Genomic DNA, 13,014 nt, shown 5'->3' on the forward strand with positions numbered 1-13,014 from the left:
TACGGGGTGCACCCGAAGCCTGTCGCTTTTCCGCGATAAATAGCCTTTCACGGTAAGTATCTTTGAGTCGCAAGTCGCTTTAAGTCGTAAGTCGCTTTGAATGGTAAATAGATTTGAAAGATAAACTGCTATATAATCTTGCCCCAATCAAAACTGTCTCACCCCTTTCTTAGGTGATGCACTCTTTCGATAGTAAATCACTTCAGACTGTTAAATAAGGTAGATACCAATGCGTCCAAATGACCGCGCTGTAGATCAAATTCGTCCAATTAAAATTACTCGTAACTACACGGCTTATGCTGAAGGTTCTGTATTAGTTGAGTTCGGTAACACTAAAGTTCTATGTAATGCGACGGTAGAAGAAAACGTACCGCGTTGGTTAAAAGGCCAAGGAAAGGGTTGGGTAACGGCTGAATACGGCATGCTGCCACGTGCAACGCACACTCGTAACCGTCGTGAAGCGGCGAGCGGCAAGCAAGGTGGTCGTACGATGGAAATCCAACGTCTGATCGCTCGCAGCCTACGTGCTGTTGTTGACCTGAAAGTAATGGGTGAAATCATGATCACTGTCGATTGTGATGTTATCCAAGCAGACGGCGGTACTCGTACTGCTTCTATCTCAGGTGCAAGCGTTGCAATGGCTGATGCTATCAACAGCTTACTTGCAAGCGGTAAACTGAAAAAGAACCCAATGAAAGGCCACGTAGCGGCAGTTTCAGTGGGCATCGTTGGTGCACAAGCACTGTGTGACCTTGAGTACGTTGAAGACTCAGCAGCTGATACCGACATGAACGTTGTAATGACGGAAGACGGTAAGATGATTGAGATTCAAGGCACCGCAGAAGGCGAAACCGTTCAGCCACGAAGAGCTGATGCAGCTTTTAGCCCTGGCGAATAAGGGCATTATCGATATCGTCGAAGCGCAGAAAGCTGCGTTGGCCGACTAGTTTCTAGATAGCTCCCACATTGGGGGCTATTTTTTTATCTTCTTCGTATTCGCGCCCTCCGCGTTGTTAACTGTGCTTACTCACCCGAATCACTTACTACTCGTAAGCTCACGGGTTTCGTAAGCTTGTTGCCTAGCGGAAAACACGACTACTAAGAAGATACTAAGAAGAGTTTAAGTTAATTAAGTTTTATTGGATAAACGTAGAGGAAAAACATGAAAGCATATCAACGTGAATTTATTGAATTTGCACTAGAGAAAGAAGTACTTAAGTTTGGTGAGTTTACTTTAAAGTCTGGCCGTAAGAGCCCTTACTTCTTCAATGCTGGATTGTTTAATACAGGTCGTGACCTAGCACGCTTAGGTCGCTTCTACGCAGCAGCATTGGCAGATTCAGGCATTGAGTTCGACGTACTATTTGGCCCTGCGTACAAAGGTATCCCAATTGCAACGACAACAGCGGTTGCACTCGCTGATCACCACGATTTGGACACGCCTTACTGCTTCAACCGTAAAGAAGCGGAAGAACCACGGTGAAGGTGGCAACCTAGTGGGTAGCGAACTTGAAGGTCGCATCATGCTAGTGGATGACGTGATCACTGCTGGTACAGCGATCCGTGAGTCGATGGAAATCATCCAAGCAAACGGTGCTGACTTAGCGGGTGTGCTTGTTGCTATCGACCGTCAAGAGAAAGGCAAAGGCGAATTGTCTGCGATTCAAGAAGTAGAGCGTGACTTCGGTTGTGCGATTATCTCAATCGTTAGCCTGACAGACTTGGTGACTTTCCTTGAAGAGAAAGGCACAGACGCAGCACACCTAGAGTCAGTAAAAGCGTTACCGCGCTCAATACGGCATCTAATTCGTAAACTGAAGAAGTTGAACCTGATGGTTTAGCGCTCTAGGTTAAGAATCGAAAAAGCAAAAAGGCCCGAGAGAGATAACTCTTTCGGGCCTTTTACTTTTCTATTGAGATGAGCTGCTTTCTTATCTATTTATAACGAATACCGCGCTCAATTTCTGGGTCTTCCATGGTTTTGAAACGCTTGTGCAGCCACATCCATTGCTCTGGCGCTCGCAAAATAATCTTCTCAAGATAACGGTTTAGATAAGCGGCCGCGGCTTTTTCATCTTTGCGTGGATAGTCATCTTCGATGGACTCATCCGCCATGATTTCATACTTACCATCGGCATTTCTAAAACCAGACCCCGGAACAAGTGCACATCGGCTAGTGTAAGCCAGAATACTGGTGCCTGTTGTGGTACACGCATCTTCTACTGCGAAGAAAGGCACAAACACAGACTTGTTACGGCCATAGTCATGATCCGGCAGATAGAAAAGGATCTCACCCTGACGCAGGATTCGAATCATACGCTTCACGTCTTTACGGTGGATAAGACGGTTGCCGTTCTGAGTACGGACCACGGTATTGAATGAACTCGTAAGCTGGGTTGTTATGCGGGCGATAAACACCTAAACCAGAAATACCAAGAACGGCCATTGCTCGCGCAGTGATCTCTAGATTCAAGGCATGTACACAGCACAACAAAACACCTTTACCGTTGGCTTTGTGAGTGCGCAGTGTTTGGGTGTCTTTATCAACTAGGATTCTTTTGAAACGCCACGTCGGCCAAAACCAGGTAATACCGGTTTCGATCAGTGCCATGCCGGTATTTTTAAAGTTTTCACTGACCATAGCCGCGACTTCATCAGCAGGCTTATCTGGGAAGGCGAGTTCCAAGTTACGTGTTGCGACCGCTACGCGCTTTTTACCATAGCGAGCCCCAAGAGAGCCCAATGAACGACCTAGCAGTAATAATATACGGTAAGGGAGAACATTAACGATAAGCGCCAATAGCCCAAAACCGAACCACACTCCCCAGTATTTAGGGTGGAGTAGTGCCAGAGTAAAAGGTGGCTTAGTAATAACGTGTTGTGCCGTACTGTTTGTCGGAGAAGTTTTCGTCGTCATAACCATCACTTAAGATTTGATTGCTACTTAATTTGATTGCTACTTAATCTGAGCGCTCAGCAGTGCCCAATAAGCATCAAAGTTTTCTGTCGGTTGATATTTGAAGTCAGAACGTACAAATCGATTCAAGCTGCCTTCAACCTGACCGAGCAGTTGAGCCGCTAAGATCTTCTCATCAACAGGGAATGATTTCCCTTCACGAAGCTTCCTTTCACGCAGGATTTGTCGAAGTTGAGTCTCAATGCGCTCAAAAAGCTGATTGATGCGTTCACGCAGGCGCTCATTCTCAAACATTAGGGCATGGCCCGACAAAATACGAGTCAAACCAGGGTTGCGCTCAGAAAAGACTAAGATTAGTTGCATCACGAGGCGGATACGCTCAAGAGTGTCTTTTTCTTCATCGAGAATACGGTTGATTCGAGACATCAACGCTTCTTCAATGAACTCAATTAGGCCTTCAAACATGCGAGCTTTGCTTGGGAAGTGGCGGTAGAGCGCAGCTTCAGATACGCCGACTTGCTTGGCCAACTTTACCGTTGTGATACGAGAAGCACCTTCGGTCGATTCCAACATTTGTGCGAGAGCTTGTAGGATTTCTTCACGACGGTTTGATTTTCGAGTACCAGCCATCTATTTACTTCCTTTCCTAAAGATGAGGATTGAGTGAAGCAGGATTATAAACACCATTCAATTCTGTTTCCTAGTTTTGTGAGCCCTAGGTCAACAGAATCGAGAGGTGTCAGCACATTGTCAGAGCGAAATCGTATATTTATTCGACAATAAGTTGTTGGATCTGATCGAGGATCTGGAAACCAAGTGTGTCTTTGCTATCCAGTGGCAGAGATTTATCACCGTCTTTCCAATAAAGGTGCAATTCATTACTGCTGCTGTTGAATCCTTGTCCTTCGACAGAGACATCATTAGCACAAATCATATCGAGGTTCTTTCTTTCCAGTTTGCCGCGCGCGTACTTCTCAACATCTTGAGTTTCTGCAGCGAAGCCAACAGTAAATGGGCGACCTTCCGTCATTGAGGCGACAGAAGCGACAATGTCTGGGTTCTTAACCATTTGAATGGTCATGTCGTCTTTACCATCGACCTTTTTAAGCTTTTGGTCTGCAATGGTCTCAGGGCGGTAATCGGCCACCGCGGCGCAGCTGATGAAAATATCGTGTTGAGCTGCGTTGGCAGTAACGGCATCAAACATCTGTTGTGCGCTGTCGATATCAATGCGATTGACCTTGTTTGGCGTCGCAAGTGAAACAGGGCCACTGATTAGAGTCACTGTTGCGCCTTGTTTAGCGGCCGCTTCAGCCAGTGCATAGCCCATCTTGCCTGAGCTATGGTTGGTAATGTAACGCACCGGGTCGATGGCTTCACGAGTTGGACCCGCAGTAATCAACACCGAACGGCCAGCAAGCGGCTTAGGTTGGAAGAAGTCTTCACAACGGTGCACGAGCTGCATTGGTTCTAGCATACGACCCATGCCGACATCACCACACGCTTGTTCGCCTGCGGCAGGGCCCCAGATTTCACAGCCACGACGTTTTAGCGTCGCGATGTTCTCTTGAGTTGCAGGGTGGCTGTACATCTGTTGGTTCATTGCCGGAGATACCGCAACTGGCGCATCGGTTGCTAAAAGCAAAGTGGTCAGTAGGTCGTTACCCATGCCTGCGGTCATGCGCGCAATCAGGTCAGCGGTTGCCGGTGCTAATAATACCAGGTCAGCCCATTTCGCTAGCTCGATGTGCCCCATGGAAGCCTCAGCAGCAGGATCAAGCAAACTATCAGATACTGGCCTTCCAGAGACGGCTTGCATGGTGAGAGGAGTGATGAACTCCTTGGCTGCATTCGTCATCACGACTTGTACTTGCGCCCCACGTTCAATTAAGCGTCGAGTCAGTTCGGCACATTTATACGCAGCGATACCACCACTAATGCCAAGTAGGATTTTTTTCCCAGCTAGGCCTTGTAGGTCAGCGTTATCCAGTTGATTAACCAATGTTTGCATGATTCTGTTCCTTAATTTCTCTGGGACTTACGATATCAGAACAAAGGATTAGTGCCTAGAAGCAGAATTCGAACAGACTTGATGCTCATCAAATTGGTGTTATCAAACTTATCAATTACACGGTTTTGCTAGCGACTCGTTTCCTTTTCTCTTTATCAAAGGATCTCTGGTTGCAAGCTCATTAAGCTGACGGATCGTATTCATGACCCTAAATAGCCTTTATATGCCTATAAGTAAGATGCCTGTTGAGTCGATGCCAAGAGAAAAGTTACTGAGTCGAGGGCCAGATTCTCTAAGTGATGCGGAGTTGTTAGCGATATTTCTTCGAACGGGCACACAAGGAATGAATGTTTTAGAGCTTTCTGACAAGTTGATCAAAGATTTTGGTTCACTGCGCCAACTTTTTTCTGCAACCGAGACTGAGTTTTGTGCTCATAAAGGGATGGGGCAGGCGAAATATGTCCAGTTGCAGGCTGTTTTAGAGATGACGCAACGTTATTTGGCAGAGACTTTATCTCGAGGGGATGCACTCACTAGCCCAAGCCATACCAAGTTGTATCTTTCGAGTATATTGCGCGATCGCCAGCGAGAAGCCTTCTATATCTTGTTCCTAGATAACCAAAATAGAGTAATAAAGGATGAAGTGATGTTTGAAGGAACCATCGATGCCGCATCAGTTTACCCTAGAGAAGTAGTGAAACGGGCACTTCATCATAATGCAGCAGCATTAATCCTAGCGCACAACCATCCTTCTGGTGTCGCGGAGCCAAGCCAAGCAGATAGGCGAATTACACGCAGATTAACCGACGCATTGGCGCTGGTGGACATCCGAATTCTCGACCATTTTGTGGTTGGAGATGGCGAAGTTATCTCTTTTGCAGAACGCGGATGGATTTGAATCACATTTTAGGTTGTTAGTTGCGTTAAATCTGCTATCATTCCGCCCACATTTTAGAACCTTAAATCAGCTCTGATTACTCAAATAGCTGCCCTGTTCAAAAAAAGATCACGAAATCCTTAAAAAGGATCTGTTCGGGTCTTGAGCAATGCATGTCAAGTTAGTATAATACGCGACCTTTGATAGCCTTGAATGGATTTTCCATTATGGTTTTTACCTCTATTTTCAGAATTGATAGAGAGGTTCGGCCACCAAGGTTGATATCGAGCTGAAACGATTTGGAGAGACATTCATGTCCCGAGTATGTCAAGTAACTGGTAAGCGTCCAGTAACGGGTAATAACCGTTCACACGCACGCAATGCTACCAAGCGTCGTTTTCTGCCGAACCTACAAACTCACCGTTTCTGGGTAGAGAGCGAAAAACGTTTTGTTAAACTACGTCTAACTGCTAAAGGCATGCGTATTATTGATAAGAAAGGCATCGATGCTGTTCTTGTTGATATCCGTGCACGTGGCGAAAACGTTTAAGAGGAATTAAGCAATGGCTAAAGGCATTCGTGAGAAAATCCGTCTAGTATCTTCTGCTGGAACTGGTCACTTCTACACAACTGACAAGAACAAGCGTAACATGCCAGGCAAATTTGAGATCAAAAAGTTTGATCCAGTAGTTCGCCAGCACGTTATGTACAAAGAAGCTAAAATCAAGTAATTGATAGCCCCTTTGTCTCTTCTTTTATAGAAGAATAAATTAAAAACCCAGCTTATAGCTGGGTTTTTTTATGCCCAAAATTTAGGAAGCCCCATTATTTTGAGAGGTCTAAGGTTTTTTGATAAGCCTAAGCTTTTTCGAGAAGACTAAGTGTTTTTGATAGACGTAAGTTTCATTGGCTCAATTTGGCACCTACCGCACAGACATTACACTTGCCGATGGGCTTATGTGATAGAAAATAGCGCAACATAGAAAGTATCGCCTTTTTCACGATATACTGAACACTCAATAGGTTAGATGAGCAGAATCAGATGAGATATCGTGGACGCCGATGGAACAACATACTCATGTTCAGTGTGATTGCTTTTATTGGGGTGTTAAACCTTCCAACATTGATCAAAGCTTATTTGATCGAGCCCGAACCTGAAGTTACGGTCAGCAGCCCTTATCCTTCTCTTTTAAATCCAGCAGCTGAGCTTCAAGCTTTGCACTTTGCTAATTGGTCAGTTGTGCTAGAAGACGATCACTGGGTTTATCAATTTAAAGATACAACACTTCCTCAAACTACCAGTGCACAAGAGTTGTCGCAGCGATGGAAAGAGCTTGTGGGTACCGAAGTCGATTCTCAAACCTATACCGACCTCTCACCACAACTGAATACCCCGCACACCATCGAGGTGTGGTATCAAGATCAAGAAGAACCACAACGCATTACCTATTATCAACTGCCTCAGTTCTGGCTGCTAAAAAACTGGAATGATCAGTGGTTGGCGGTGTCTATTGAAGAGAGCTACTTGTTTCCAAGTTTTGGCTCAGACCAGTCATTTAAGTCAGACAAGCTATCTATATCAGAAAAATCACCTAAATCGGACGACTAACTATGCCTGAATTACCCGAAGTTGAAGTAAGCCGAATGGGGATCTCGCCTCATTTAGTCGGTGAGAAAATTAAAACTCTGACTTTTCGTACACCTAAATTGCGTTGGGATATCCCTCAAGAACTTAAGCGATTAGAAGGGCAGGTGATTCGCTCTATTTCACGCCGAGCTAAGTACCTATTGATAGAAACTGATACCGGAACAGCCATTGTTCACCTTGGGATGTCTGGCTCACTGCGCGTGTTAGATGCCGATTTTCCAGCGGCCAAGCACGATCACGTGGATCTTAAGTTAACCAATGGCAAGATATTGCGTTACAACGATCCGCGTCGCTTTGGTGCGTGGTTATGGTCGGCGCCTGATGAAATACATACAGTATTACTGGGTTCTGGTCCTGAGCCACTAACTGACGACTTCAACGCAGATTACATTGCTGAAAAAGCAGAAAAGCGTAAAGTTGCCGTCAAACAGTTCATTATGGACAACAAAGTGGTGGTCGGCGTGGGAAATATCTACGCCAATGAAGCGCTGTTTTCTTCACGAATCCATCCTTTGCGGCCAGCAAGCAAAGTGACAAAAGAAGAATGGGCCTTGTTAACCAAAGAGATCAAACAAGTACTCGCTACCGCCATCAAACAAGGCGGTACTACACTCAAAGATTTCGCACAAGCGGATGGCAAGCCGGGGTATTTTGCTCAAGAGCTACAAGTGTATGGGAAAGCCGGTGAAAAGTGCCCTAACTGTGAAGCTCTAATTCAAGAGTTAAAAATAGGGCAGAGGAATACGTTCTTTTGTGAAGAGTGCCAAGTTTAAAAAAACTGAACTTACGTTAACTTTTTACTGCTAGTAGATATGCGGGCTAGTCGCTACAATTACATTAATGATACGAATTGAGAATAGTAGAATGAAATATTTAGTAACTGGCGTTGCCGGTTTTATCGGCTCCGCAGTGTCAGAGCGACTATGTGCGGCAGGACATGAGGTTATCGGTATTGATAACTTAAATGATTACTACCAAGTCTCTTTAAAACATGACCGACTAAAACGCATTGAACATGAAAACCTGACTTTTATCGAGCTGGATCTTGCTGATAGAGAAGGCATGGCAACGCTGTTTGCTGGGCAAAAGTTTGACCGTGTTATTCATTTAGCGGCACAAGCTGGCGTTCGTTACTCAATTGATAACCCGATGGCGTATGCCGATAGCAACCTTGTTGGTCATTTAGCTATTCTTGAAGGCTGTCGCCATAACAAGGTTGAACACCTAGTTTACGCTTCATCGAGCTCTGTTTATGGCTTGAATCAAAAAATGCCATTCCATACAGCAGACAGTGTTGATCACCCGATTTCACTATACGCCGCGACTAAGAAATCGAATGAATTGATGGCGCATACCTACTCTCATTTATATGATGTACCGACGACAGGCCTGCGCTTCTTTACCGTTTACGGACCTTGGAGCCGCCCTGATATGGCGATGTTTAAGTTTGCGAACTTAATTGTGGCGGGTAAACAGATCGACATCTATAACAATGGCGACATGATGCGTGATTTCACTTATATCGATGATATTGTTGAAGGTATTATTCGTGTTCAAGACCGTATTCCAGCTAAGCAGCCAGATTGGACTGTGGAGCAAGGCTCACCTGCAACCAGTTCAGCACCATATCGCGTATTTAATATCGGCCATGGTAGCCCCGTTAAATTGATGGATTACATAGAAGCATTAGAAGGTGCTCTAGGTGTTGAAGCGAAAAAGAACTTCATGCCAATGCAGCCAGGTGATGTGTACGCGACTTACGCTGATACTGACGATCTGTTTGAAGCAGTTGGCTATAAGCCTCAAGTGAAGATCCAAGAAGGAGCAAAAGCTTTCGCGGATTGGTATAAAGCCTATTACTCGCTTTAAAAAGTCACGGTTTCATTAAAAATAGCGCTCAATGAGCGCTATTTTTCTTCTGTTCATGAGGACTATTTAGCTGTTTTGAGTTTTATTTCGGTTGCTACTTTTTGTGGCACAAACTGACTAATATCCCCGCCATGAATAGTGACTTCACGGACAATTATGTTAGTAAGGAATTGGTTTATGGTGAGGAAAGTCAGTGTTTCGTTTTTCTACCTTTATAACTTTGGTCTGTATTCTTTACCTAAGGCAACAAGGTGACAAATATTGGTTGTCAGGTTAAACGTCATGCTTTTTATTTTGTTAACAATCTTCATAAAGGCTATAAAGTAATTTTTTTTACCTTTATGTTTACGATCGCCAATAATGGAAGGCTGTTTACTACGTTGTAACCCCGCAATAGAAACGCCAAACATGGGGCGTTTATGGGCCCAAGTGTTTCTCAAAAATACATCTACGGGGTAACTAAAAACTTGGCTATGCTTAATAAAAGATCTTGCTGCGTTAGGGGATAAAGCATAGGCAGCTGTACCTTGAGGAACTTTTAAGTATTTTACAAGTTTCTGGATTTTGTAGTGGCGTACAGGATAATGCAATTTGTTCTTACTGTCTTGTAAGCGAATAAAACCACACTGCTTAATATGCTGCTCGGCGATAGTCAGAGTATTGCGAAATATGTCGATATCAATATTGGCATGATCTTCGAAGACTAAAATGGGTTCATTGAGCTCTATACATTTTTGCCAAATAAGGTAATGGCTTGCATAGCATCCAACTTCTCCAATTGCATGCGACCTGCCCATATTGTGTAAAAAAGCTCTATCGTGAATTCTTGTTAGTAGGGGGTGTTGATCGGTTCGCGCATCCACTCCAATAAAAAACTCAAAATCAACCTGAACACTTTTGAGAGCATTAGCTGTTGATATTTGTCGGCTATCATTGCCTTTTAAAGTAATGCAGTATGCTTTCATAAATTGTATGTATTCATATATAAGAGCGATATGTTATCACTCACTTAGATTTTTTGTAATGGTTGTTCCTTTTTCTAAGAGATTATAACTGTAGAAAGAGTAATTCACTCTAACGTTAGAGAAAAACGGATTCATTTCAATGAAGGACTACCACGAAGTAGCTTTGATACTCGACTTTTCAAGCTCCCTGGTCTTGAGTTCGGAACCTTTGTTGAGACCATAACCCTGTCCTGAGAAGTTTTTAGGGTTGGTATTACATCTACTAAAACATAGCGCTCAATGAGCGCTATGTTATTTTTTGGAGAAGAGAGGATTAGTTTGTCGTTTTGAGTTTTATTTCTGCAGCCACTTTTTGTGGCACAAACTGACGAATATCCCCACCATGGATGGCCACTTCTCGAACTATTGTCGAAGAGAGGAATGCATACTCCTCTGAGGGCGTTAAAAATACACTTTCAAGGCCAGGCAGTAGCTTCCTGTACATGCTAGTGAGCCCGAACTCATATTCAAAATCCATGGTTGTTCTTAGGCCTCTCACCAACACATTCGCTTGTTGCTGTTTAGCAAAATCGACCAGTAACCCCGAAAACCCTTCAACAGATACATTAGACAGGTGAGCCACCGCATCACGTAGTAGCTCAACTCGTTCATCTAATTCAAACATGGTCTTTTTACTTGGGCTGGCTGCCACCCCGACGGTGATATGGTCAAACATGCTTGCGGCACGAATAATAATATCAAGATGGCCATTGGTTACGGGATCAAAAGTCCCTGGGTAAATAACGTGTGTGCTCATATCAGCTGTCCTTGCTTAATGTGTTATTCGAGTCCAGTGCTTCGTCTGAATTTAGTGTTTGGCGAGAGTTTAAGGCTTTGTTGAGTTGCTGTTTTACCATATCGACGGTGATGTCTTTCATCAAATCATCACCCTTCGCACGGGTTCCCCATGGAAGGTCTTCGACTAGCTTACCTTGTTGTGCTTCTACATGCTGTTGATAAACACTTACTACGATATCGAGATCGTTGTAAGGGCCTGTTCTACGAGGATCGCTGTGTGCGTACAAGCCTATTACAGGAGTTGACTGCGTGGTTGCCAAGTGAGCTGGGCCAGTATCAGGTGCCAATACCACCGTTGCATGTTTCAGTACGGCAGTCAGTTGCTTCAAGTTCGTTTTGCCAATCAAGTTGGTTACTGGCGACTGGCATAATTTTTCGATGTCGTTACCCAGGTTAACTTCTCTTGGTGCCGGAGAACCACATAGCACCACTTGCATGCCTTGTTCGACAGCATAGTCAGCAATAGCAGCGTATCGCTCTGTTAGCCAGTTGCGAGAATCTTTGCTCGCAGCAGGGGAGATAACCAAGGTCGGTTTGTCTGCCATGGTACTGATTGCTAGTTGTTCATCTTCAAGTGTTAAAGGGATATCCCATTGAGGCTTATCGAAGGGTACACCAATGTAGCGAGCAAATTCGGCAAAGTTATCCAGTACATGAAACTTGTCCGAGATAGGTAGATGGCGGTTGGTAAAGAGTGATTGAGCTTCACGAGTACGATTTTTACCAAAACCTACTTTACACTTTGCTTTAACTCCCCAAGATAGCACGCTGGCTCTGAGTGCGGCTTGCATATGCAGAAGTGCATCAAATTTACGATCAGATAGCTGGCGCCATAATTCACGCATTCCTTTGAAGCCTTGTTTCTTATCGAAAACAATCACCTCAATACCGGGTAGATCGCCGATCAGCATGGCTTCTATTTTGCCCGTTATCCAAGTGATTTTCGTTTCAGGCCACTGCTTCTGGATGGCTTGAACCACAGAAATAGCATGACAAACATCGCCAATCGCGGAGAGGCGAAGTATGCAAAGAGATTGAGGTGCAGTTGAGAACAGTGACATAAAGTGCCCGAAAAAAGTGAATAACATCAGAATTATGCAGATACTCGCATTAGTTGTAAAATAGCAATGACGAAAAGCGACCCAAAGGCCTCATAGATGGAAACGATTAGCACCAAGAACCAAACAATTTGGTACGACCCTGAACTTTTGGCTCAGGTACCAGAGGGCGATATCGCTCAGATCTTTGAGGCTGAATATTGGCAGCAACAAGACGTCATTTCAGGCAGTGCTCAAGGACGCGGTACCACATGGTTCATTCAGCTTGATGGAATACAGGCCGCATTGCGCCATTATCGCCGTGGCGGATTGTTTGGGAAGCTAGTCGAAGACCAATATTGTTTCTCTGATTGGGAAAGCACGCGCTGTGCAATGGAGCTTAATGTTCTCAAGGCATTGGCAAACGCAGGTGTGAATGTACCGAAGCCCATTGCTGCTAGAGCCATTAAAAGCGGACTACTTTATCGAGCGGACTTAATGTCTGAACGAATTCCCAATGCCAAAGATCTGGTTGATGTCTTGGCCAATGGCCCGATAGATGCGGATGTTTATCGTCGAATTGGCCAAGAGGTACGCAAGATGCACGATACTGGGGTTAATCATACCGATCTCAACATTCATAATATCCTGCTTGATGACTCGCAAAGGGTGTGGATTATTGACTTTGATAAGTGTGGTCAGCAAGCGGGTGATGACTGGAAAGAAGGCAACTTGAATCGCTTAAAGCGCTCGTTCTTAAAAGAAGTGAACAAGCGCCAGATTCAATGGCAAGAGTCGGATTGGGAGCCGATGTTAAAGGGCTACCAAGGCTAATTAGGTCAAATAGTTGTTA

The 13,014-nt window shown here is 44.5% G+C and carries 12 protein-coding genes and 4 pseudogenes; 9 read left to right on the plus strand and 7 right to left on the minus strand.

Going from position 1 to position 13,014, the window contains the following annotated elements; genetic code table 11:
* Positions 1 to 229 precede the first annotated feature (229 nt).
* Positions 230 to 947: pseudogene (gene rph / locus AACU28_RS09830) on the plus strand (ribonuclease PH).
* Positions 948 to 1,162: 215 nt separating this feature from the next.
* Positions 1,163 to 1,806 (plus strand): annotated as a pseudogene (gene pyrE / locus AACU28_RS09835) (orotate phosphoribosyltransferase).
* 129 nt (positions 1,807 to 1,935) lie between these two features.
* Here pyrE and lpxL read toward each other — a convergent pair.
* The 3 genes and pseudogenes from lpxL to coaBC form a co-directional block, all read right to left on the minus strand.
* Positions 1,936 to 2,917: pseudogene (gene lpxL, locus AACU28_RS09840) on the minus strand (LpxL/LpxP family Kdo(2)-lipid IV(A) lauroyl/palmitoleoyl acyltransferase).
* 39 nt (positions 2,918 to 2,956) lie between these two features.
* Positions 2,957 to 3,547 (minus strand): nucleoid occlusion factor SlmA, encoded by a 591-nt coding sequence (gene slmA, locus AACU28_RS09845; RefSeq protein WP_016768952.1) that lies wholly within the window; start codon positions 3,545 to 3,547, stop codon positions 2,957 to 2,959.
* 139 nt (positions 3,548 to 3,686) lie between these two features.
* Positions 3,687 to 4,928, minus strand: coding sequence for a bifunctional phosphopantothenoylcysteine decarboxylase/phosphopantothenate--cysteine ligase CoaBC (coaBC, locus tag AACU28_RS09850; protein ID WP_108180977.1), 1,242 nt, complete (start codon positions 4,926 to 4,928; stop codon positions 3,687 to 3,689).
* Positions 4,929 to 5,151: 223 nt separating this feature from the next.
* On the opposite strand from coaBC, the gene radC reads away from it, so the two are divergent.
* The 6 genes from radC (at position 5,152) to AACU28_RS09880 (ending at position 9,322) form a co-directional block, all read left to right on the plus strand.
* A complete protein-coding gene (radC, locus tag AACU28_RS09855) occupies positions 5,152 to 5,826 on the plus strand; it encodes a RadC family protein (RefSeq protein WP_026012282.1) in 675 nt (224 codons plus the stop codon).
* Between the two features lie 292 nt (positions 5,827 to 6,118).
* The gene (gene rpmB, locus AACU28_RS09860) at positions 6,119 to 6,355 is read left to right on the plus strand and encodes a 50S ribosomal protein L28 (RefSeq protein ID WP_004728407.1); all 237 of its coding nucleotides are present in this window, start codon (positions 6,119 to 6,121) and stop codon (positions 6,353 to 6,355) included.
* 13 nt (positions 6,356 to 6,368) lie between these two features.
* Positions 6,369 to 6,536: a 50S ribosomal protein L33 gene (gene rpmG, locus AACU28_RS09865; protein ID WP_002535344.1), complete on the plus strand. Its 168-nt coding sequence runs from the start codon at positions 6,369 to 6,371 to the stop codon at positions 6,534 to 6,536.
* A 347-nt stretch (positions 6,537 to 6,883) separates the two neighbouring features.
* Entirely contained in the window at positions 6,884 to 7,414 is a 531-nt protein-coding gene (locus tag AACU28_RS09870; RefSeq protein ID WP_121602852.1) for a hypothetical protein, read from the plus strand.
* Positions 7,415 to 7,416: 2 nt separating this feature from the next.
* Positions 7,417 to 8,226 (plus strand): bifunctional DNA-formamidopyrimidine glycosylase/DNA-(apurinic or apyrimidinic site) lyase, encoded by an 810-nt coding sequence (gene mutM / locus AACU28_RS09875; RefSeq protein WP_121602853.1) that lies wholly within the window; start codon positions 7,417 to 7,419, stop codon positions 8,224 to 8,226.
* Between the two features lie 91 nt (positions 8,227 to 8,317).
* Entirely contained in the window at positions 8,318 to 9,322 is a 1,005-nt protein-coding gene (locus AACU28_RS09880; RefSeq protein WP_121602854.1) for an NAD-dependent epimerase, read from the plus strand.
* A gap of 62 nt (positions 9,323 to 9,384) precedes the next feature.
* On the opposite strand, the pseudogene coaD (AACU28_RS09885) reads toward AACU28_RS09880, so the two are convergent.
* From coaD (AACU28_RS09885) to AACU28_RS09900, 4 genes and pseudogenes are all read right to left on the minus strand, one after another.
* Positions 9,385 to 9,492, minus strand: a pseudogene (gene coaD, locus AACU28_RS09885) (pantetheine-phosphate adenylyltransferase); the annotation flags it as partial.
* 42 nt (positions 9,493 to 9,534) lie between these two features.
* Entirely contained in the window at positions 9,535 to 10,287 is a 753-nt protein-coding gene (locus AACU28_RS09890; RefSeq protein WP_121602855.1) for a glycosyltransferase family 25 protein, read from the minus strand.
* A 313-nt stretch (positions 10,288 to 10,600) separates the two neighbouring features.
* Entirely contained in the window at positions 10,601 to 11,083 is a 483-nt protein-coding gene (gene coaD / locus AACU28_RS09895; protein WP_121602856.1) for a pantetheine-phosphate adenylyltransferase, read from the minus strand.
* A gap of 1 nt (position 11,084) precedes the next feature.
* On the minus strand, positions 11,085 to 12,185 hold the full coding sequence (locus tag AACU28_RS09900) for a glycosyltransferase family 9 protein (RefSeq protein WP_121602857.1): 1,101 nt from the start codon (positions 12,183 to 12,185) through the stop codon (positions 11,085 to 11,087).
* 96 nt (positions 12,186 to 12,281) lie between these two features.
* Here AACU28_RS09900 and AACU28_RS09905 point away from each other — a divergent pair, with 96 nt between their 5' ends.
* On the plus strand, positions 12,282 to 12,995 hold the full coding sequence (locus tag AACU28_RS09905; protein WP_121602858.1) for a 3-deoxy-D-manno-octulosonic acid kinase: 714 nt from the start codon (positions 12,282 to 12,284) through the stop codon (positions 12,993 to 12,995).
* Positions 12,996 to 13,014 lie beyond the last annotated feature (19 nt).

Source organism: Vibrio sp. SBT000027, from assembly GCF_963894355.1.
GTDB lineage: Bacteria > Pseudomonadota > Gammaproteobacteria > Enterobacterales > Vibrionaceae > Vibrio > Vibrio splendidus.